This is a genomic window from Candidatus Brocadiia bacterium, assembly GCA_041658285.1.
Classification (GTDB): domain Bacteria; phylum Planctomycetota; class MHYJ01; order JACQXL01; family JACQXL01; genus JBBAAP01.
Map to the genome: position 1 here is coordinate 1 of JBBAAP010000011.1, position 21,672 is coordinate 21,672.

The window sequence follows — 21,672 nt, forward strand, 5'->3', positions numbered from 1 at the left end:
GACTAATCCGGCTAAAAGCATATTATATTTAATAATTTCTGCAGGGAAAGCCTCGGTTTGCGAAAAGAGCGCCTTGGAAACCGCTTGAATATTGAGAAAGAAAATCAGGTGTCTGTCCCACGATGAAAGTTAAAACTACAGCAAAGACAGGTATTCAAAAAGCCATTACTAACCAGACGGCCAATGATGCCGGCAGCGACAACGCCGCGGATAACATCGGCACCGGCAGCCAGGACGCGGGCCAGGGTATCACCCAGGGCACCGGCACCGCAGGAGCGGTGGCCAATGTCACGGTTATTACAAAGTTCTATTACGACGGCGCCCGGTGCATAGAGGAGCGGGATGGGTCGGATGTCCTGCTTAGGCAATATGTCTATGGCAACGGCATAGACGAAATCCTGCAGAGGAAGGATTACACTGATGGGGCGGTCAGCGCAACATATTACTTCCACGAGAACAGCTTGGGGAGCATCTATGCGGTTACGGATAACACCGGTATAATTGTTGAGAAATACAGTTACACGGCTTATGGCAAAGTAACGATAAAGGACGCTTTAGAGGTCGTGCATACCACATCCCCAATCTCAAATCGCTTTATGTATACCGGCCGGGAATGGGATGCGGAATCAGGATTGTATTTCTATAGAGCGCGATATTACTCAGCCCAGATGGGGCGGTTCCTGCAGAGGGATCCGGCTGGTAATGACGACTTGGGGAATCTTTACACCTACGTTGGCAATAGTCCAACGAATGCTATAGATCCATCTGGACTTAAGGGAATAGCAGAAAGATATGTTCAATCTTTATTAGATAAGGTTGAAAAAGCACCGGAAAGAGAATCTCGTTTAAATGCTACAAAACAAATGTATATTAGAATAGCCCTTGCGGGAGGATTATTAGGAGGCAAACCTTTAGCGGCTCGTAACTTGTTACATTGGTTGGGTGGGATTGAAGGTATAAAGCAAGGAGATCCTTTAACGGTTTCCTCGGATTATTTTAAAAAGGACTCTCAGGTCCAAGACAAAATAAATTTAATAATGCGTCCTAAATTAGAAGCATCAATTAATCCTAACCAACAAATAGGAAAGTTGTCCGAAATCACGGAGTCAGTGTGTGGCTTATATGGTTCTGACTTATATTATGCACTAGCGGATTTTGATTTAACTGGGAGCGGAGTATATCAAAAGCTCTCGGATAGCGTAATGCTTATTTCTATTATATGGAACGTTGTTGATTTATATACATTCGCAGGGCATTCTGCCCTGAATACTAGTATTGCAGGAGTTTTAATTCCCGAGAAGTATGCTGAAGCTCTTGAAATAGAAAAGATAGCCAAACCGTTTATCCAAACAAGTTCTTGGTCTGAGCAGTATTTGTATGAAATAGGAAGTATTCCTTGTAACATGAGATGATGTAATAGCAGGTATAAAATACTGCAACGTAAGAGAGCGTGATATAGTGATAGGAACGAATATAAGATGGTTAATAGCTATGATGTTACTAATAGGGTTGTTTAGCCTGACTTCATGCAAGCCGAACTCGGATACACCATTCAAACCGAACTCAGAGGGGCCATTGACTAAAGAGATAAATAAGATTGAAAACGTAATTTATTCGTTACCAGATGGGTGTGTTGCCGTTGGGGATAAGGTTGACCCAACCACTAAATTACCGATGATGATAAAATATGTAAAAACTGATTCAGAAATGGTTTTAGTGCCTCCCGGCGAATTTACCATGGGTACGGATGAGCATGATAAAATAAGGGATGATAATAGTCCGGCCCATAAGATATACCTATATGCTTATTATATAGATAAATACGAAACAACTAACGCGCAATATAAGAGATTTGTTGATGCCATCAAGCAGGAGGGACATAAGTGGTGTTATCCAAATGAGTATAATAACCTGCCGGCGATATACATCAATCTTGTTCTTAAAAGAGGCCATGTTCCTGATGACGGTTCTCATGATGATAGAAGATATGATTGGGGGGGGGGAAGCTTTCCTCAAGGTAAGGATAATTGCCCAGTTTGGTTTGTTGATTGGTATGACGCTTATGCCTATGCCAATTGGGCCGGGAAAAGGTTACCGACCGAAGCTGAATGGGAAAAGGCCGCCCGGGGTACGGATGGGCGCTTATATCCCTGGGGTAATACATGGGATGAGAAATATATAACCATTGAGGGCGCGAAACTTACGGCTACCATACCGGTGGGTAGCACAAAAGATATTAGCCCCTACGGTTGTTATGATATGGCGTCAAACGTTGCCGAGTGGTGTTGGGACTGGTATGATGAGGATTATTATAAAAATAGCCCATACAAAAACCCTCAGGGGCTTACTACTGGCGAATCTCGCGTCCAACGCGGAGGAACATGGGTTTTTGCTTTGGATTTTTTTGGTAAGTCTTTTGGAAAGGTCGTTTTTCGTGGCAGTTTTGCTCCATGGTATGGCAGTCATAGTTCCGGTTTTCGCTGCGTTTTATCCCCGGTGATTAATATCAATGGCAAAGTGGTATCTATGGATTACCAGCCAAAAGAAGAACCGCGGAAGAAAATAGAGGACGAGCAAGAGCCGTATCCTTTTAAGAATTTTTTCGGGACTTCGAATTCACTGGCAGGAACAGATGACAATAGTAATGTTAAATTTGTAATAATTGATAAACAGCCGAGCGTTGGTAGGAGTAGCCCGAGTATAAGTTTGGGGCATGATAAAGACGGGTACTACCCCTTATTGCCTGGTACTAATGAAAAAAATAGGATAAGATTTAACGATAAAAAATGTCTTTTAATACTTTTGAGTAAAGACGGGGTTATTCATACTTCTTATATTGATATATCACTTAATGAAGTTAAGCAGTTATTTAAAGAATTTAAGGTTCTTCTTTTCACTGATCCATGTTTCCAACTAACTATCGAGATATTAGGCAAAGATAGATTTGATACAGACACATTGAATTTTTTATCTACTTACTAGTAATGGGAACACATCATATCCTTTTATCTGTTCAGGTCCGGTGACACAGAGCCTACCGGCCTCCCTTAGGGACACCTGATTTTGCTTGTCCTGAGTATTCGTAGGATAATGCGCTAAATACTTGATTTGTAGGGCACTGTTTTAGGTGAGCATCCTCGAACGAGGATAGGTGAGCATCCTCGAACGAGGATAGGTGAGCATCCTCGAACGAGGATTAGAATCCAGGCTTACCATCGCCCAAATAAATTGACTAATCCGGCTAAAAGCATATTATATTTAATAATTTCTGCAGGGAAAGCCTCGGTTTGCGAAAAGAGCGCCTTGGAAACCGCTTGAATATTGAGAAAGAAAATCAGGTGTCTGTCCCACGATGAATAGAGGGGCAAAGAATGCTAGAGAAAAAGATGCTTACAAATATGCAAATGATAATGATTAAGGAGGTTGTTATATGAAAAATAGAACCAAAATAATTGTTGTTCTGGGGGCTTGTTTAATAGGCGGGGCGCTATATGGGTTTTATTCGCAAATGAACAATAAGCCTGTGGCATATTGCCGGCAAGATATGAGTGCTCCTCTTTATACCAAAGAAGAAGGAGTTGTTAACCAGATGTGGGAGTCGGCAAAAACACCCCAAGAAAAGGAACTTGCGATTAGTAAACTTATTCAGATGGTTAAAGATAACAAAGAAGATATTTTACTAAGAGCGCACGCAATAAGAAAACTTGGGAAAATTGGAGTCTTAGAGGTTCAGGACATAGCAAAAGATATCTCTGATACCGGGGTGTGGAGGAATAAAGTATCTGATATGGAGCACGACATCATAGGAGAGATTATTCAGGAAAAGATGAAGGTTCAAGGTATTGTTGGTGATGAGCGGAATGAAAAGTATCATGAAGTTCATCGCGACCTGTATGTTAACGGCGAAATTTATAAATTGGGAATCTCTACGGAAAAGTTAATCCAGCTTGTTTTGGAAAAGGAAACTGATATTGATAAACGGAATGACGCGAAGCGTAAGTTAGAGAATATTGGTTTGAAACATCTTGATATTAGAGGTTGGTACGATAAAGTCGCATCTTTTATAGATGCCGCTAATGAAACGTACCACCGCTTGAGATATCTTCGGGAAACAGACCCTGAGAAAAAATATCAATTATTATTGGATGTGGTAAAAAATAGTGGCGGTGAGGCTCAGGGCTGGGCAGAGGAACAACTTATTCTGAGCGGTGAAGAACGAGCATTGCCTGATATAATTGAAGTGTTAAAACGTGCCTATGGGGACACGGAAGAAGAATATATTAAACGGGAAATAAAAACTTATAGGGCCAAGTTTGCCGTGGTCAAGGCCGCAAAAAACGACCCCACTGTATACGAAAAGATAGTAAATGGCAAATACTCTTTTCTTTATAGCGATGACGAGGAGATACGAGATTCTGTAACGTGGTGGGTTGCGAAAATAGGCGGGTTTAAAACAGACGAAATTATTCTTGGCACAGAAAACGAAGACAAAGACAAAGATAAGGATAAAGAGCAAAAAGACAAAGAACACGGAGACGATAAGGACGGTGGCAAGGACGACAAATCCGGCCAGCCGGACAAGAAGTAGAGTCTAATGGCCTTAGCGAAGCATCCCTTTAGGGATAATGTTAGGGGGAAATAGCCAGAAAGCAGGTTAATCATATGGCTTATAAGTCATTCAATAGCGCGCATCGCTGGCAGGCGTTCGGCGAGAAGCCCGTCATCAGCATCCTGTGCACCGGTGTAGGGTGCTACACACATCAGAGACGGTAAAAATTGTTCTTATAGGATGCTTCGCTGTCAGTTTCTGTCCCTAAAACGAATATAACGCACTTTCAGGCATGGGGGGATACCCCCCCAGACTAGGGGGGGATACCCCCCCTCACTACTACTACCCCCGTATTACACCTCTACCCGTTCGGTAATACACCTCTATCCGTTGGGTATTATACCTCTATCCGTTGGGTATTATACCTCTACCCGTTGGGTAATACACCTCTATCCGTTCGGTAATACACCTCTATCCGTTGGGTATTATACCTCTATCCGTTCGGTATTATACCTCTACCCGTTGGGTAATACACCTCTATCCGTTCGGTAATACACCTCTATCCGTTCGGTAATACACCTCTATCCGTTGGGTATTATACCTCTATCCGTCCGGTATTACACCTCTACTTGTTGGGTAATACACCTCTACCCGTTCGGTATTATACCTCTACCCGTTGGGTAATACACCTCTATCCGTTCGGTAATACACCTCTATCCGTTCGGTAATACACCTCTACCTGTTTGGTAATACACCTAGACTTGTTTGGAATTGCACCTCTACTTTCCCGGCCCCGCTAAAGCGGGATAACGTGCCAGTACGTCACTTTGTTCCTACTGGCACTAACCCCGCTAAAGCGGGATAAGACCCAGTCCCTAAAAATTTACTGCGTTTGCCCTCGCTTGCTTCAGGCAGGGGTAGGTGCTGTAGACAGGTTCTAACAGCTGAGCTATAAATCAGGGTTCAGGACGCTTTTTGTGCCCCTACGCACCATGTTCTACAGGGCCTGTGGCTCTGTTACTTACGGGGACTACTTCTGCCATCTTCGGGTGCTATTCCTGCCATTTTCAGGGACTAGAAGAGTGGGTGTAAGGGGTAGGGGGGAGGGGTACGGTATCTGTTACTCACTTTGAATAAAAAACATAACATTTTGCTTAAATAACTATTATAATGCATATTCGGTAGGGGGGGGGATACCTACCCCCTCCCCACTTAACCTCTACCCCCTATATCGATAACCCCTATAGGGAGTATGGATAACTCCCATAGGTGGTGTCAGTTATCCCTATATGCGGTATAGATAACCTCTATTAGGTGTGTGAATTACTACTATAGGGCGTACTAATAATCCCCATAGGCGGTATCAATAACCCCTATATGGGGTGTGGATGACTACTATGGGACATATGGATAATACCTATAAGCAGTATCGATAACCCCTATAGGATATGTCGTAAACCGGTATTAGGGATGTTGATAATTAGTATTAGGGGTATCGATAACCGGGACTGGGCGTATCGTAAACCAGGATTAGGGATATTGATAACCGGTATTAGGAATGTCGATAACGGGTACTAGAGGTGCCGATAACCGACATTAGAAGTGTCGATAATCTCTATAGGGTGTATCGTAAACGGGTCCCAGGGATATCGTAAACCGGTACTAGAGGTATCAATAACCCCTACCACTGTAAAAAAAATATGTGATGGCTACTGCCGTATTGCCGGGAATACAATTTATTCCAGCGGGGGTAGGCAGAGCTTTTCTTAAGGTCTTAGGCAATCACGCCGATAAAAGTATTTTACAGGAGAATATATGCGTATCCTCAATGTCGTCGGGGCCAGGCCTAATTTCATCAAGATTGCCCCGTTCCTGCACGCCGCCAAAAAGTATCGCAGCCTGGATATGGTCCTGGTCCATACCGGCCAGCATTACGACTACAATATGTCGCAGGTGTTCTTCAATGATTTGTGCCTGCCCAAGCCGGATATCCATTTAGGCATAGGGTCGGGCAGCCACGCCGGGCAGACCGGCCGGATAATGATGGCTCTGGATAAGGCAATCGAGCGGATAAAGCCGTCTTTGGTAGTGGTGGTGGGCGATGTTAACTCGACCCTGGCCGGTGCGCTGGTGGCGGCCAAGCTCCATATACCAATTGCCCATATCGAGGCCGGTGTTCGGAGTTTTGACAAGCGCATGCCCGAAGAGGTCAACCGGGTGGTAACCGATTCGGTGTCCGATTACCTGTTCGCGCCTTCGGATACGGCCCGTCGTAACCTGATAAATGAGGACGCCAGCCCGGCGAATATCTTCGTGGTCGGCAACATAATGATAGATGCGCTCAAGTTCTATTACCGGCCGACTGATTTTACGGGCAGGCACAAACTGGCGCCAAAGGGCTACGCTATGGTTACTCTTCACCGGCCGGCCAATGTGGATGATAAATCCGTTCTGAGCGGTATCATAAAGGCGTTGATAGCCATCAGCCGCGACGTACCGGTATTTTTCCCGGTCCATCCCCGGACCAGGAAACAACTGGATAAATTTAATTTATTGAAGGACATTAAGCGCGCCGGCAATATCATAACGTCCGAGCCGCTGGGTTATATCGATTCGCTTAACGCTATAAAGAATGCGCGGTTGGTGCTGACCGATTCGGGCGGGGTGCAGGAAGAGGCCGTGGCATTCCGGGTGCCGTGCTTGACCTTGCGCCAGACAACCGAATGGGTCGAGACCATTGGAAAAGGCAACAGCCTGGCCGGCAATAAGCCGGGGTTGATTATCAAGCTGGCTCAGGGCATATTGCGCAAAGGGGTGAAGGTTTCGTCCGGGGCAAGCATACCTCTCTGGGACGGCCGGGCGTCAGAGCGGATGATGGGTGTTATTTCTCGGAGACTTTCCCGGAGCTGATACGGCATTCCTTGTCTTGTTCAACCAATCGGTCATATTCTTCGGAGTCTTTGGTCTGCTCGATCTTGACTGATTTAGGGACAGCTATGCCGGCCCATTCGCCGCAGTGATTGCAGACCACGAAAGGATTGGGGATTTCCTGGCCGTTCCTGATGATGTAATCATCCACCAGATTGACGCCGCAGTTCATACAGAAAATAGCCATAGCAAGCCTCCTCTCAGAGCCGGTTGTTCCCGGGACAATCAGTTATTTCGTTTTCGTCATGGCCAGTTTTATGACCATTGTTTTCAGCGCCAGTTCTTCGGACATCCGGCCTGTTTTTATGGCCAGGTCGGTTTCCAGCAGTTTGGCATATCTTTCCCGGAGCGTATTGTAACCGGGTTCGCGGCTGAAGAACGAGCGCAGGTATCCGAGAATCCTGGGCCAGGCTTCTCCTTCGCTGAGCATTTTATCCAGTATCTCGACGGCCTTGCCGGCATTCCGGTTTACGATTGCCAAGGCTAGCTGCTTGATATCATAATCAGCATCTTTATCAACTAAATTCTGAATAATTTCCAGGGGGATTTCCGGCTTGTTGCCTGAGGCCAGCGACAGTTTTTCGACCAGGGCGCTTATTTTGGACAGGTTATTCCCGGTGCCGTCTATTATCAGCTTGGCGTTCTCGCGCGAGATGTTTTTGCCCAGGCGTTTGAACTCGGCCGCTATCCAGCGGGGCAGGTCGTATTCCGGGATAGGGGAGCATTCGACCAGCCAGCCGTGCTTTTCGGCCAGCTTGGTTATCTTGCCTTCAGCGCCTTTGCCGGTCAGCGCCGGCGCCAGTATGGCCAGCACCGCGAATGTCTTTTTCTCGGACAGGAATTTGTCCAGGTTTTCCGACAGGGAACCGAACAGCTGGATATTTTTGATGTCAAGCGCGATGATGCGCTTTTTGCCGTCGAACGGCACCATATAGATTTCATCCCAGAACGCGGCTTCCTTGAAATCACGCGATGAGAACCGTTTCATATCCGAGCCCAGGCATTCCCGGATTAATTTCAATCCCTGTTCCTTAAGGAAATCCTCTTCGCCGGACAGCAGGTAAAGCGGCATCAGGCTTTTGGCCGAGGCCAGGCGGGACACGAAATCTTTGAATAGCATATCAGATAAGTTTTTCTTCCTTGAAGCTCAGGCATTTATTCCGGTTGCGGGTGATTATTATGTGGTCAAGCACTTCTATATTGAGGAGTTTTCCGCCGGCCACCAGCTTGCGGGTGATATTGATGTCCTCGGCTGACGGGGTCGGGTCGCCTGAGGGATGGTTATGTGCGAAAATCACGGCCGCGGCATTGGATTTTATGGCCAGGCTAAAAACCTCGCGCGGCTCGACGATGCTGGCGTTCAGGCTTCCTTTGGAGATGTTTTCTTTATTGATGATTTGGTTGCGGCTGTCAATGGTGACGATGTAAAAATATTCCTGTTTCTTGTCATACAGTTCCGGATAGAGGAAATCAATAATCCGGGCCGGGTTGGCGATGATGTCGGTTTTATTGGGGGCTTCAAAGCTGATAAGGCGCCGGCCCAGTTCCATAGCCGCCTTGATTTCGGCGGCTTTGGCCGGCCCGATGCCGGATACCCTTGACAGTTCTTCCACCGGTGCGTCGGCCAGCCCCTGGATGTTCTTGAATTCTCCCAGGAGCCGCTGGGCCAGCATGGTAACCGGCTCGCCCTTTTTGCCGCTGCGCAGGATGATGGCCAGGAGTTCTGGGGCCGAGAGCTTGTCCGCGCCCAGCGCCCGGAGCCGTTCCCTGGGCCGTTCAGAAGGCGGCGTGTCGTGCATGGTGAAAGATTTAGTGGCAGGTTTTTTATAAGTAGCCATATTTTTCAGTATGCGGATTCAGCTGATTAAACTGATAATAATCCATACCAACGCAAGAATATCAGGAAGGGGTATCAGGGGATTTGGATATAAATTCCCTGATTCTCTGATCATCTTTTACACTGTTATTCGTGTTCGTTCCTGCCGTCCAGTCGGCGGGCAGGGGCGTCTTCAATCACGCGCGGGACGCGGAAGAAATTCAACTTCTTGTCCGGCGCGTTCTGCAGGGCCTTATCCGTCGGCAAGCAGGGCTTTATCACGTCGTCACGCAGGATGTTCCCGGCAGAGTCGGCCTGTATTAATGGTCCTGCTTTGGTCACGTTGAGTTCCTTGAGTTCATCAACATGGTCGAGTATCTTCTTGAGATGGTTTTTCAGGGATTCCTTTTCGTCATCCTTGAGTTTTAATCTGGACAGATAAGCCAGGTGCTCGATTAAGTTATTGTCTATATCCATGCGGGTAAGATATTATAGACCGAGTATAAAGTCAATAAATTCTATTACCTCTTGTACCTGCGACAGATATTAGGGACGGGGGAAATTGGCAGTTCTTAGGATAAAAACTAATAGATTCGTTCCTCACTACAAGTTTAAACGCACTTTTAGCCCGGACACCAGTGGGGGTATATACACCTCACCGTATACCCTCATCCCAAAGAGCGTATCCGCCCGTTTCCGTAAGCGTATCTGCCAATTCCGTTAAGCCGTGCTTGTCTTGAGTATTTCCGAAGGGCTTAACTGGATCTAAGTGCCAGTACGTTTTATATTTCTACCGGCACCAAGAAAGAACGGCCAGTTTTGCTCTGCTAATGTATGAATGTATGGTTGAAAGGATACATAGAATAGACATGAGTCCTTCGGGAATTATTTCCAAAATATTGTGGATATTCCTCGTTATTTATTGACGAAAATATTATAAAGACTAATATCATCAAAAGAACCGTGATATTGTCCGGAAACGAACAAGCCGTTCCTGGGAACGTAAAATAGGTTGTATGAAAATACTGTTGGTAGATGACAGCCTGGTCATCCGCACTTTCGTTAAAGAGGCTTTAACCAAGGATGGGCACAAGGTGGTTGAAGCCGTCAACGGTACCGAAGGGATAGCCATGTACGGGCCAGAACAGCCGGATTTCGTAATACTTGATTATGAAATGCCTGATTTTACCGGGCTGGAAACCTTCAAACGAATAAAACAATCACATCCGAAAGCCAAGGGCGTTTTATTGACCGCTTTTTTGCCGTCATCCGAAGAGCTGTCAGCGTTGAAGAAAGAGGCCGAAGAGGCCGGTATCGTTCAGTTCCTGCATAAAGGCGGAGGGACCGCAAATGTCATTGCCATGCTGAAAAAGATAATTCCCTCGCTGCAACTGCGGGTGCATACTGTCTTGATGGCCGAAGAAAACACCTCCCTCGTTACCGAGGTTAAAAACTTCCTGGCTTCCAAGAACTTTATAATCATTCAAGTGGTCAATATGGCTGATATTTTGGCTAAGATGGGTTCAACCAGTCCGTCCGTCATAGTCTTGAACAGTATTCTCAACAATGAGAATGGGTTTATTATCCTGAAGAAAATACGTGATATAGATAAAACAATGAAAGTAGTAATGACAATAAGCACCAAGCAGGAAGAGCAATTAGCCCAGGCCGCACTGAAAATGCCCCAACTGGGGTTGACTAATTACTTGTCAAAACCGTACACGCCCCAGGCTATGTTAGACGTCCTTTCCAAGGTGGTCTGATATTTCAGCATGTCTGATGTGAAGATAAGTTACCCGGTCTGGACTCGAACCAGAAATAAGAGAACCAAAATCTCTTGTGTTACCAATTACACCACCGGGTAATAAGCCACTGATAGTCTAGAGATTTATTTTAACTTGTCAAGTTTCAGTGATACCCATCGCAAGCTGATAAGTTATGATGCCGGCCATTATTGGAAGATGGATAAAATTGCCCGTAAGGGCACTTTGTGTTTTTGTGCGGCTTTGCGGCAGTCTTCGTATTCAGGCACCAGTAATGTGGGTTTGCCCCGCATAAGTGCTGGACTGCCTGCGGGCTTGCCGTCCAATGAGCCGACCTTGCATCGAATGGGGCCGTAAGGGGTTTTGATGCTTCCAGCTTCGCGGTAAAGCTTGGTGCGTTGGACCTGGTAACGCCTGATGCCCAGGGTGGGTGTTTCGGCGAATATTATCCGTTCCATCCGGTTGACGTTGTCCGGGTCGCAGAGCACCTGGACCAGCGTGCCGGGCCGTGACTTTTTCATCTGGACTGGGATAGCCACCGCGTCCAGCGCGCCGGCCGCCAGTAATCGCTCCATCAGGTAGCCGATGACCTGGCCGGTGGCGTTGTCTATATTGGTTTCCAGCACCCAGGCCGTGTCCGAATCGGTTTTAGGCGCGGCTTCACCGATGAGCACCCGGAGCATATTGGGCTGGTTGGGTATTTCCGTCGTGCCGGCGCCGTAGCCGGCCCGTTCTATCTTCATATTAGGCATTCGTTCGGCTGGGCGTCCCAGGGTGGTCAGTATGGCCGCGCCGGTGGGCGTGACCAGTTCGGACTGCAACGGGCTGCGGAATACCTCAAATCCTTTGAGGAGTTCCATGGCGGCCGGGCCGGGCACTGGATAGATGCCGTGATGGTTTTTGATGGTGCCGCCGGAAAGGGGCAAGGGCGACAGGTAAATCTTATCAATGCCCAATGATTCCATTCCCGAAACCGCGCCGGTGATGTCGACGATGGTGTCGATACTGCCCAGTTCGGCGAATTCTATGATTCCTTTGTGCGAGCCGTGATGGACGCGCTTTTCGGCGGCCATCAGCCGGGCCATTATTTTCAGGCTGTCGGACTTGATACGGGAGCTGAGAGCGCTTCGCTTGATGATAGAGGTCATTTGGTTGTATGAAAGGTGCTTGTCGGCCGCGGCCAGGCTGAACCCGGTGCCCATCAGCCCGCAGCGTTCTGTCTTGGAGCGGCGGATTTTTATGGTCGGTTTTAGATGCAGTTTTTTCAGGGATTTCTGGAGTGCGGGAAAAGGCATCCCGGCGTCCAGAAGCGCGCCGATAATCATATCGCCGCTGGCGCCGGAGAAACAGTCGAAATATGCGATTTTCATAGCATTAAGTACACGGATTCAGCTGATTAAGCCGAGGTCTTCTAATGAATAATTTTTCTATCTGTTTAATCTGCTTACATAATTTTGGCTGCTCTGTCAAAATAATATTGACAATGGGTCGGCGAACTATAGCATATCGCTTATGTCTGTATTATTCGAGCCTGTCCGTATAAGCAATATCGAGGTCAAGAACCGGATAGTCCGTTCGGCCACGGCCGAGCGGATGGTGGATAAGGACGGCATCGCCACCGAACAGCTCGTAAAGCTCTACAAGATGTTGGCCGGCGGTGAAATCGGAACCATTATCACCGGTCATACTTCGGTTGATATCCGCGGCCGGGCCGGCTGGCAGATGACCTCGTTGGAAAGCGATGCGGCCATCGGCCCGTTGAAACTTTTGACCGGTGCGGTGCATAAATACGAGTCCAGGATACTGGCCCAGATAAGTCACTGCGGCCGGTACGCGCCCGGAGCCATTATCGAACAGCGGCCTCTGGCCGTCTGTCTCGACCCCAACGAAGAACAGCGCGGGCAATACCCGCCTCAGGAAGCCGGTCCGGCTGATATCACGTATTTGATAAATGCATTTGCCAACGCTGCGGTCCGGGCCCAGGAGGCCGGCTTCGACGGTATTCAGCTGCACTCAGCGCACGGATACCTGTGTTCCCAGTTTCTGTCGCCGCTGTTCAACCGGCGCACAGATGAATGGGGCGGTTCGGTTGAAAACAGGGCCAGGTTTTTGGTGGAGGTGGTAAAACTTATCAGGCATCGCACCGGGTCTGGTTTCGCCATCTGGGCCAAAATGAATTGTGAAGATTTCGTACTTCGGCAGTTGGAGCAAAGCGACTTACTGCCGAGTATGGTCGGCTGTAACTCATTACATTCTAACAGCCGATCCATCGAGGGCGGTATGACCGTGGAGGAAAGCATTGCCACGGCCAAGTTACTGAAAGCGGCCGGACTGGATGCTCTGGAGATAAGTGGGGGAGTCACATTTGATACGGTTATTCGCAAAGGAGTTCCGGACAAGGCGCCCGAGGCGTATTTCCTGGCCCAGGCCGAGCGGTTCCGGAAAGAGTTGCCTGGCTTCCCGCTGGCCCTGGTGGGCGGAATGCGTTCCTGCGCGGTGATGGAAAAAGTCGTTTCCGGCAAGGGCATCAACCTGGTCTCGATGAGCCGTCCGTTCATCATCAACCCGCAGTTCGCGCTGGAACTTAAGAAGGCGAAATCAACATCGACCTGCATTTCCTGCAACCTGTGCCTGGGCAAGAAGGGCGAGCCGGTCAAATGCCGGGCCTTGCCGAAAATACTTCCAATCGCTTAAGGTAAATAATATTCCTATTATTTCTTGACAATTATTTATATTAATATATAGCTATGCGTATATGCGAATATGATATTATATGAAGGAGTGATAAATGGATAATATTACTGCTTTCGGCAAACTGATTTCGGACCAGACCCGCCTTAAAATTATCAAGCTTCTGTCGATCCGGCCGTTGTGCGTATGCGAGATGATGGATATTCTCCGCTTGAACCAGCCCTGTATCTCTCAGCACCTGGCTATCCTGAAATACCACAACCTGCTCAAGTCGAGGCGCGATGGCAAGTGGATTGTTTACGCGGTGGATAAAAAGGTGCTTGGCCGATACCTGAATAAAATCAGCCATTTCCTGGAAGGTTCTATGAGCCACGTGGCAGAGTTACAGAAAGAGCATAAACGCCTGAAGGAACTTAAGAGTCGTGTGGTGCTATGCAAGAAGTGCAGGTAAATTATGAGTGAGCGCACTAAACTATTGCTGATACTGGCGATATTCCTGCTGTTTTATTTCGTGCCCTTTGGGCAGGTCCGGATGCAGAACGCGCTGATGGAGGCGTTTTATATGCTCCAGGACTACGCCCGCCTGCACGTGATTCTGTGCCTGGTGCCGGCCTTCTTCATCGCCGGCGCGATTAGTAATTTTGTCAGCCAAGCCGCGGTGATGAAATACTTCGGGGCCAGGGCCAACAAGTTTCTGGCTTATTCGGTGGCTTCCGTTTCCGGCACAATCCTGGCCGTTTGCTCTTGCACAGTTTTGCCAATCTTTGCAAGTATTTACCAGCGCGGGGCCGGTATCGGTCCGGCTACGGCTTTCCTTTATTCCGGTCCGGCCATAAATGTTTTGGCGATTATCCTGACCGCGCGGGTCTTAGGCCTGGAATTGGGAGTTACCCGGGCGGTTGGTGCAATTGCTTTCTCGGTCATTATCGGGTTATTGATGCATTTCATATTCCGCAAGGAAGAACTGAACAAGCAAAACAGTCAGGATATAGTGATTCCTGAAGAAGCCAAAGGAAGCCGTTCATTATTAAAGAATACCATCTACTTTGCCGTGATGTGCGGGATTTTGGTATTTGCCAATTGGGGGAAGGATGAGTCCATTCTATTATGGCAGAGTATTTATAATGTAAAGTGGTTCATCTCGGGCGGGTTAATAGTTATCCTGGCATTTATCCTGACAAAATGGTTCCGCAGGAGTGAGCTGGGTTTCTGGGTGGATTCCAGCTGGGGATTTGCCAAGCAGATATTTCCTCTGCTTTTTGCCGGGGTATTTGTTTCGGGATTGCTGTTGGGTCGGCCCGGGCATCAGGCTCTTATCCCGAGCGAGTGGATTCAGTATTTGGTCGGTGGCAATAGCCTCTGGTCTAATTTCTTTGCTTCATTTGCCGGTGCGTTGATGTATTTTGCCACCCTGACCGAGATACCGATTCTGCAAGGATTAATCGGTTCCGGTATGGGCAAAGGTCCGGCTTTGGCGCTGTTGTTGGCCGGTCCGGCCCTGTCTTTGCCCAGTATGCTGGTCTTAAGGAGCATTATGGGCACCAAGAAGACGCTGGTTTATGTCGGGCTGGTGGTGATAATGGCCACAATCACCGGAATGATTTACGGGGCGTGGATTTAGTGACGGTTCGAGTATAACGAGTTATACTCCAGCAGTTTGAACGTTAGTGAATTACTGCTGAGTATCCTCGGCTGATAACTCATTACATTCTAACAGCCGATGGACCGGCACCTTATCCAGTGTAAATCACAGTGGTAATGATAGTTGTACTGGAGGCTAGGCTCTCCCGACTATTGAGCCGCAGCGAAATCCAGCACTTATGCAGGATTCCGTCGGGGTTAAGGTTACAGATAAACAAAAGGATTTAAAATGCCTTACTTGAACGAGATAAAACTGGTTCAGACGATGCCCTGCATCGCAATGCCGGAGCGGATAAGGTTTGTGTCCGAGCTGGACCGCGATATTTCGGAGATGATGCCTTACATAAATGCAGTGGTGGAGGAGTCCATTTATAACCACGACGGTCCGTGCATTACTATGAAGCGTGATGGCCGGCTGATAGGGGTCCAGCCGCGGCAGCTGGCGGCTGGCAAGGTAGTTGACCTAAAAGAAGCCACCGAGTTGATGGCTTGGTTTAAGGATGTGGTCAATGATTGCTACAACCGGCGCGATTCAATTAAGCCGAACTATGAACGGCGCAACAAGCTTACACCGCTGGATGTCTATAAGCTTTTGCCTGGAACTAATTGCCAAAAGTGCGGACAGCCGTCCTGCCTGGCGTTCGGGGTGAAGGCGGCGGCTGAAGAAATCGGCATAATGAACTGTCCGGAACTATTTTCCGGCAGGTATGACGACAAGCGGAATTTGCTGGTCAAGCTGCTCAAATCGTGCGGTTACAGCGTTCCTGCGCCGTTTAGTGAAAAATAAAGGAGGTAGCTATGAAGATAGAGATTTTGGGTACCGGTTGCCCCAAGTGCAAGAAACTGACCGAGTTAACCAATGAAGTAGTTAAGGAATTGGGCGTTGAGGCAGAGGTGGTCAAGGTGGAAAAGATAACTGACATAATGAAATACGGAGTGATGATGACCCCGGCGCTGGTTATAGACGGCCAGGTTAAGTCATCCGGCAAACTTCCCAGCAAAGCCGAGATTACCTCAATTGTTACCACAGAACTATCAAAGCATTAAGATATAAAGAAAAGAGGTTGTATGAGCTATGATAATAGGCGAAAACATTCTGCTGTAATCATTGTGTTTGTGTTGATTATTGCGGCTATCGCCGGCATAAAGTGCGATACTGAAGCCAAGCCGCCGGTTTCGGATAAGCCGGTTGTGATTGAGGTAAAAACGGCCGTTAATAATCCTTTGGAGTCGGCGCTTAAGACCGGCCGTCCGGTGGTGGCTGATTTCGGCCGGGGCACCTGTATTCCCTGCAAGATGATGAAGCCGATACTGGATGAACTGGCCGCGACGTATAAAGGCCGGGCGGAAATATTTATTTTTAGCATTGATGATTATCGGGACTTGACCGAGCAATACCGTATCCAGTTGATACCGACCCAGATATTCTTTGACAAGTCTGGTAAAGAGGTTTGGCGACACGAAGGGTTTTTGGATAAGGATAAAATTATTAGCAAGTTAGTTGAATTAGGTGTGAAATAATGATGCAGGAAGTATTTGCTAAATTAACGCAATGTTTTGATGCGGCGCCGTATATGGCTATCGTGGCGGCTTTTATCTGGGGTATCTTGAGCATTCTCTTGAGCCCGTGCCATTTAGCCAGCATCCCGCTTATCGTCGGGTTTATCAGCGGCCAGCGTGATAGCTCCGGGCGCAAGGCCTTTGGCTTGTCGCTTCTTTTCGCTACAGGTATCCTGATTACGGTTGGGATAATCGGACTGATTACAGCCGGTCTGGGCCGGATAGCCGGTGATGTCGAGCCGTATGGCAATTACCTGGTGGCCGTGATATTTTTCCTGGTTGGGTTGCATCTTGTCGGCGTCATACCGATGCCCTGGTCCGGTTTTTCCGGTCAGGGTAAGTGCAAGGGCTGGATGGCGGCGTTTTTATTGGGGTTAATCTTCGGCATTGCCCTGGGCCCCTGCACCTTTGCTTATATGGCGCCGGTCCTGGCTATGACATTTAAGATAGCGCCGACTAATTTCGTATATGCGGCCGGATTGCTTTTGGCCTATGGGTTAGGCCACTGTTCTGTTATCGTGGCTGCCGGGACCAGTTCCGGGATGGTGCAATCGTATTTAAATTGGAGCGAGTCATCCAAGGCGACGATGATTATTAAAAAGATATGCGGGATACTCGTTATCCTGGGCGGGCTTTATTTGATATGGATTGCTTGATTGTACGGGAAGGAGTAACATTATGAGTAATGGCACGACTAAAAGGTTATCATTTTTAGACCGTTTCCTGACGCTCTGGATATTCCTGGCTATGGGCATCGGCGTGGCTATGGGGTATTTTATCCCTTCTATTGTCCAGTTCTGGGACCAGTTCAATTCAGGCACGACCAATATCCCCATTGCCATCGGGTTAATCCTGATGATGTATCCGCCGCTGGCCAAGGTCAAATACGAGGAACTGGGCGATGTATTCAAAAATGTCAAGGTGCTTCTGCTGTCGTTGGTCCAGAACTGGATAATCGGTCCTATCCTGATGTTCGCGCTGGCTGTCATATTCCTGCCGGACAAGCCGGAGTATATGGTTGGCCTGATAATGATAGGCCTGGCTCGGTGCATCGCCATGGTCATAGTTTGGAACGAACTGGCCAAAGGCGACAGCGAATACGCCGCGGCGCTGGTGGCTTTCAATTCCATATTTCAGGTGCTGTTCTTCTCGGTCTACGCCTGGGTTTTTATCACCATACTGCCGGGCTGGTTCGGACTAAAAGGCATCGAGGTGAATATCACCATTGGGCAGATTGCCAAGAGCGTTTTTATATATCTGGGCATACCGTTCCTGGCCGGGATGATTACCAGATTCACTTTGATAAAACTTGTTAATAAAGATTGGTATCAGACAAAATTCATCCCGCGCATCAGTCCGATTACCCTGATAGCCTTGCTGTTTACGATTATCGTGATGTTCTCCCTGAAAGGGGAGTATATCGTCAAGATACCGCTGGACGTGGTCCGGATTGCCATCCCTCTGCTTATATACTTTGTAGTTATGTTCCTGGTATCGTTCTATATGGGCCGGAAGGTAGGGGCCGATTATTCCAAGACCGTGACGCTGTCATTCACGGCGGCCAGTAACAACTTTGAGCTGGCCATAGCCGTAGCCGTGGCTGTGTTCGGGATAAACTCCGGAGCTGCCTTCGCCGCCGTTATAGGCCCGCTGGTCGAGGTGCCGGTGATGATAGGGCTGGTCAACGTGGCGTTCTGGTTTCAGAGAAAATATTATTAGCCACAGAGACGCAGAGAATTCTGAAATACTGTTATAGTGTCATTGGTAAATGATTTGACTTACTTGGTGCGATTCGATATATTCTGAACTAAGGAATTAGTTCCTGTGATATTGGATGTTATAAGAGGGTAACTTTATGTCAAAACGAATATTTATATATCCGGTTTTATTATTATGTATCATTTCAATTTGTTGTAGTTCATCTGGGGCAAAACCGGCAACAAATATAGGGGCATTAGCACAAGAACCGTTATCGTTAGAGTGTTTTGATGAGGCCATTGAAGGCTCCCCTTTAAAAAATGGGATGGTAAGGGTGAAATGTACTTGGTATGATTTGTTCTATCAAACCGAAATACAACCGGCGAGTATTAAGGTGAAAAATACGGGTAGATTATATTTTATTTCAAGTGGTGGAGCTCCTGCCGTTGCTTTGCATGAAGATTCAAGTAGAAATTTTGCCCTTATATATGATGTTAAATCAATAGCTGAAAATTTGATTACGTTAAATTTAAAAGGAACACTATCTTATGTTAAAGAGAATTTTTTTGTAGAATCTTTATGGGAAGGCACTGTGAAAAATGGCGAGGAGCAAGCTTTCAGTAAAGTATTCACAGACCCTATCAGTAAAGAAAATCGGTTGCTGTTAATTATAATTAAAGCTAATAATAAAAATGACAGCACAGATCCAGTTGACGAATACCGCAAAATGCATCCCTTTCTGAAAGAGCCTGACAAATCCAAAGAGCAACCTAAATAGGGGGTAAGGGACATCATTATGTACTATAAATGAATTAATTGGCGCCAGAGGTGTTTCGCAGTGCAGCCTGCCTTGCCGTCAGGCAGGGGTAATCAACGATTCATAGCATGCTGGGGAAGATTTGCAGCATGCTGGGGAAGATTTGCAGCATGCAGGGGAAGATTTTCAGCACGCTGAGGAAGTTTTCAAGCATGCTGGGAAAGTTTTCAAGCACGCTGGGGAAGATTTACAGCATGATGGGGAATATTTACAGCATGCTCGGAATGGTTTATAGCACGCTCGGAATGGTTTATAGCACGCTCGGGAACGATTCACTCCAGGGTGTGAACGACTTGTTCGAATAACTTAGCGGGTTTGCCGTATGACTGAGGCGGCCTGAAAAGTGATTACTACGGGCGTAAAACGGACAAAAACTGTCACTTTGAGGGGCTAAAACGAATTAAACGCGGAATCAGGAGGGTAGGGATAGGGTATGGGGAGGGGGTAGATACCCTACTCAGACGTAGGGGGTACGGTTATCGTATACCCCCATTTGGTAAATATAGGTATACGGCTTGGTAAATCAAGGCTCACGGCTTGGCAAATAGAGGTATACGGCTTAGTAAATCCAGGCGCACGGCTTGGTAAATAGAGGTATACGGCTTAGTAAATCCAGGTGCACGGCTTGGTAAATAGAGCTATACGGTTTAGTAAATCCAGGTGCACGGCTTGGCAAATAGAGCTATACGGTTTAGTAAATCCAGGCGCACGACTTGGCAAATACTGGAGATGTATCTAAAAAACCAAAAGAGGCGTTATTTTCCTTGTGTTTTAATGAAGATTTGCTTAAGATATTCACGAACCGGCAATATTATTATTCCAAAATCTGCCGGGCGCTAAGAGCGGCAGAGTAAGGAGTTGTTCTATGTCGCAGAATTGGTGGAAATATGCAGGATTATTCCTGCTTTTAGGGGCGGTGGTAATACTGAGCCAGGGCGGATGCGGCAGTAGCGGCGGTGATGATAATGAGGATGGTGATAGTGGACCTTTATTTCCTGGATATTCCGGTAATCTGACCACAACCGGCGGCGTGATATATGACGGCGGAAATATGGATTGGGGTTCTGACATTGCCGTGGACAGCACCATAACCGCCAGTCCGGTGGTTTACGTGTTGGGCGCGGCTTTTGCTTCGCCGACCGGCAACGGAGACGCGGTTATTTCTAAATTCAACAGCAGCGGCGATATCACCGCAGCTGCCAGGTTTAACGGTACGGGCGGCACGGCGCTTGCCGTAAACCAGAACGGCGTTTATATGACCGGTCAGCGTCCAAGCCCGAGCGCTTATGTCACCGCTAAGTATGACCTGAACCTTAACCTGATAACCTCGACCGCTTTGGCCGGCGATGCCAGCGCCCGGGCTATGGCTCTGGATAATTCCGGCAATGTTTATGTCATCGGTTCGGACGGGACGATCAACGCTTATAATTATAAAATAGTCAAATACGATGCCGATTTGGTCCAACAGGGTAGTCCGGTTATTTATGATAGCGGCTATAACGATGAGGGAAGCGGCATCGCGGTTGATAATTCCGGTAATATCTTTGTGACCGGTATGAAGATATCCGGCACCGGTTACAGCATCGTAACGTTGAAGTATAATTCTTCTCTGGTTCTTCAGAATACGGTCGAGTACAGCACCAATGTTTATTATAGCACCAGTTATGGTTTATATCCAAGAATTGCGGTGGACAAGAACTCGGGCAGCGTCTATGTATCCGGGACTATATTAGGTACGGCCGGGCCGGGAGACCCGTTCAGGGACATTTTATTGATTAAGTATGACGCCAGCCTTAATCAGGTTGCCACCGCTATTTATGCGGATGGGCTTGAAGGCACGAATCTGGCGGTTGATGCCAGCGGTAATGTATATGTCAACGGCAACTATTATAACGGTGTTGTGCAGGATGCCTGGCTGGTGGTGAAGTATAATTCTTCCCTGGTTTACCAGTCTTATTTCACGGATAAATCAGCAACCAATTCGATGGACGAGCCGGGCGGGATAGCGCTGGACAGCGCCGGTAACGTGTATCTGAGCGGCATAACTGCGCCGACTTATGTCTCGGGGGATTGGTCTAATTTTAATATCCGGGCTAAACGGTTTCCGCCGATGGGGCCGTAATAATTAATTTTAAACCACGAATTAACACGAATATACACTAATTTATTCTCGTGGTTATACTTCGGCAGTTGATGCAAAGCGACAGCA

General features: G+C 47.6%; 21 protein-coding genes. 16 read left to right on the forward strand and 5 right to left on the reverse strand.

Going from position 1 to position 21,672, the window contains the following annotated elements:
• Positions 1–122: 122 nt before the first annotated feature.
• From WC980_09075 to wecB, 4 genes are all read left to right on the forward strand, one after another.
• Positions 123–1,412 carry an RHS repeat-associated core domain-containing protein gene (locus tag WC980_09075; protein MFA5795196.1) on the forward strand — a complete coding sequence of 430 codons (1,290 nt, stop codon included), beginning with the start codon at positions 123–125 and terminating at the stop codon, positions 1,410–1,412.
• A gap of 163 nt (positions 1,413–1,575) precedes the next feature.
• The gene (locus WC980_09080) at positions 1,576–2,982 is read left to right on the forward strand and encodes a formylglycine-generating enzyme family protein (GenBank protein ID MFA5795197.1); all 1,407 of its coding nucleotides are present in this window, start codon (positions 1,576–1,578) and stop codon (positions 2,980–2,982) included.
• Between the two features lie 448 nt (positions 2,983–3,430).
• Positions 3,431–4,588, forward strand: a complete 1,158-nt coding sequence (locus WC980_09085; protein ID MFA5795198.1) for a hypothetical protein — start codon at positions 3,431–3,433, stop codon at positions 4,586–4,588.
• A 1,776-nt stretch (positions 4,589–6,364) separates the two neighbouring features.
• Positions 6,365–7,459 (forward strand): UDP-N-acetylglucosamine 2-epimerase (non-hydrolyzing), encoded by a 1,095-nt coding sequence (gene wecB, locus WC980_09090; protein ID MFA5795199.1) that lies wholly within the window; start codon positions 6,365–6,367, stop codon positions 7,457–7,459.
• On the opposite strand, the gene WC980_09095 is transcribed toward wecB, so the two are convergent.
• From WC980_09095 to gatC, 4 genes are all read right to left on the reverse strand, one after another.
• Entirely contained in the window at positions 7,431–7,664 is a 234-nt protein-coding gene (locus WC980_09095) for a hypothetical protein (protein MFA5795200.1), read from the reverse strand. The genes wecB and WC980_09095 overlap by 29 nt on opposite strands.
• A gap of 42 nt (positions 7,665–7,706) precedes the next feature.
• Positions 7,707–8,597, reverse strand: a complete 891-nt coding sequence (gene holA / locus WC980_09100) for a DNA polymerase III subunit delta (GenBank protein ID MFA5795201.1) — start codon at positions 8,595–8,597, stop codon at positions 7,707–7,709.
• A gap of 1 nt (position 8,598) precedes the next feature.
• Positions 8,599–9,315: a DNA repair protein RadC gene (gene radC, locus WC980_09105; protein MFA5795202.1), complete on the reverse strand. Its 717-nt coding sequence runs from the start codon at positions 9,313–9,315 to the stop codon at positions 8,599–8,601.
• A gap of 125 nt (positions 9,316–9,440) precedes the next feature.
• Positions 9,441–9,770 carry an Asp-tRNA(Asn)/Glu-tRNA(Gln) amidotransferase subunit GatC gene (gene gatC, locus WC980_09110; protein ID MFA5795203.1) on the reverse strand — a complete coding sequence of 110 codons (330 nt, stop codon included), beginning with the start codon at positions 9,768–9,770 and terminating at the stop codon, positions 9,441–9,443.
• A 539-nt stretch (positions 9,771–10,309) separates the two neighbouring features.
• Here gatC and WC980_09115 point away from each other — a divergent pair.
• Positions 10,310–11,056, forward strand: coding sequence for a response regulator (locus tag WC980_09115; GenBank protein ID MFA5795204.1), 747 nt, complete (start codon positions 10,310–10,312; stop codon positions 11,054–11,056).
• Positions 11,057–11,244: 188 nt separating this feature from the next.
• Here the strand turns inward: WC980_09115 and larC are convergent, their stop codons facing one another.
• On the reverse strand, positions 11,245–12,426 hold the full coding sequence (larC, locus tag WC980_09120) for a nickel pincer cofactor biosynthesis protein LarC (GenBank protein ID MFA5795205.1): 1,182 nt from the start codon (positions 12,424–12,426) through the stop codon (positions 11,245–11,247).
• A gap of 142 nt (positions 12,427–12,568) precedes the next feature.
• Between larC and WC980_09125 the strand changes: the two genes are divergently transcribed.
• The 11 genes from WC980_09125 to WC980_09175 all read left to right on the forward strand — a co-directional run bounded on the left by WC980_09125 (position 12,569) and on the right by WC980_09175 (position 21,585).
• Positions 12,569–13,750: an NADH:flavin oxidoreductase gene (locus tag WC980_09125; protein MFA5795206.1), complete on the forward strand. Its 1,182-nt coding sequence runs from the start codon at positions 12,569–12,571 to the stop codon at positions 13,748–13,750.
• Positions 13,751–13,844: 94 nt separating this feature from the next.
• The gene (locus tag WC980_09130) at positions 13,845–14,198 is read left to right on the forward strand and encodes a metalloregulator ArsR/SmtB family transcription factor (GenBank protein ID MFA5795207.1); all 354 of its coding nucleotides are present in this window, start codon (positions 13,845–13,847) and stop codon (positions 14,196–14,198) included.
• 3 nt (positions 14,199–14,201) lie between these two features.
• Positions 14,202–15,368 carry a permease gene (locus WC980_09135; protein ID MFA5795208.1) on the forward strand — a complete coding sequence of 389 codons (1,167 nt, stop codon included), beginning with the start codon at positions 14,202–14,204 and terminating at the stop codon, positions 15,366–15,368.
• A 249-nt stretch (positions 15,369–15,617) separates the two neighbouring features.
• Entirely contained in the window at positions 15,618–16,175 is a 558-nt protein-coding gene (locus tag WC980_09140) for a (Fe-S)-binding protein (GenBank protein ID MFA5795209.1), read from the forward strand.
• Positions 16,176–16,186: 11 nt separating this feature from the next.
• On the forward strand, positions 16,187–16,435 hold the full coding sequence (locus WC980_09145) for a thioredoxin family protein (GenBank protein MFA5795210.1): 249 nt from the start codon (positions 16,187–16,189) through the stop codon (positions 16,433–16,435).
• Positions 16,436–16,456: 21 nt separating this feature from the next.
• The gene (locus WC980_09150) at positions 16,457–16,909 is read left to right on the forward strand and encodes a thioredoxin family protein (protein MFA5795211.1); all 453 of its coding nucleotides are present in this window, start codon (positions 16,457–16,459) and stop codon (positions 16,907–16,909) included.
• Positions 16,909–17,604, forward strand: a complete 696-nt coding sequence (locus WC980_09155; protein MFA5795212.1) for a cytochrome c biogenesis protein CcdA — start codon at positions 16,909–16,911, stop codon at positions 17,602–17,604. The genes WC980_09150 and WC980_09155 overlap by 1 nt, the downstream gene beginning before the upstream one ends.
• Positions 17,605–17,626: 22 nt before the next feature.
• Complete coding sequence (gene arsB, locus WC980_09160; GenBank protein MFA5795213.1) at positions 17,627–18,667, forward strand: ACR3 family arsenite efflux transporter; 1,041 nt, start codon at positions 17,627–17,629, stop codon at positions 18,665–18,667.
• A gap of 136 nt (positions 18,668–18,803) precedes the next feature.
• Positions 18,804–19,424, forward strand: coding sequence for a hypothetical protein (locus tag WC980_09165; GenBank protein MFA5795214.1), 621 nt, complete (start codon positions 18,804–18,806; stop codon positions 19,422–19,424).
• Between the two features lie 191 nt (positions 19,425–19,615).
• The gene (locus tag WC980_09170) at positions 19,616–19,768 is read left to right on the forward strand and encodes a hypothetical protein (protein ID MFA5795215.1); all 153 of its coding nucleotides are present in this window, start codon (positions 19,616–19,618) and stop codon (positions 19,766–19,768) included.
• Between the two features lie 560 nt (positions 19,769–20,328).
• On the forward strand, positions 20,329–21,585 hold the full coding sequence (locus WC980_09175; GenBank protein ID MFA5795216.1) for an SBBP repeat-containing protein: 1,257 nt from the start codon (positions 20,329–20,331) through the stop codon (positions 21,583–21,585).
• Positions 21,586–21,672: the final 87 nt, after the last annotated feature.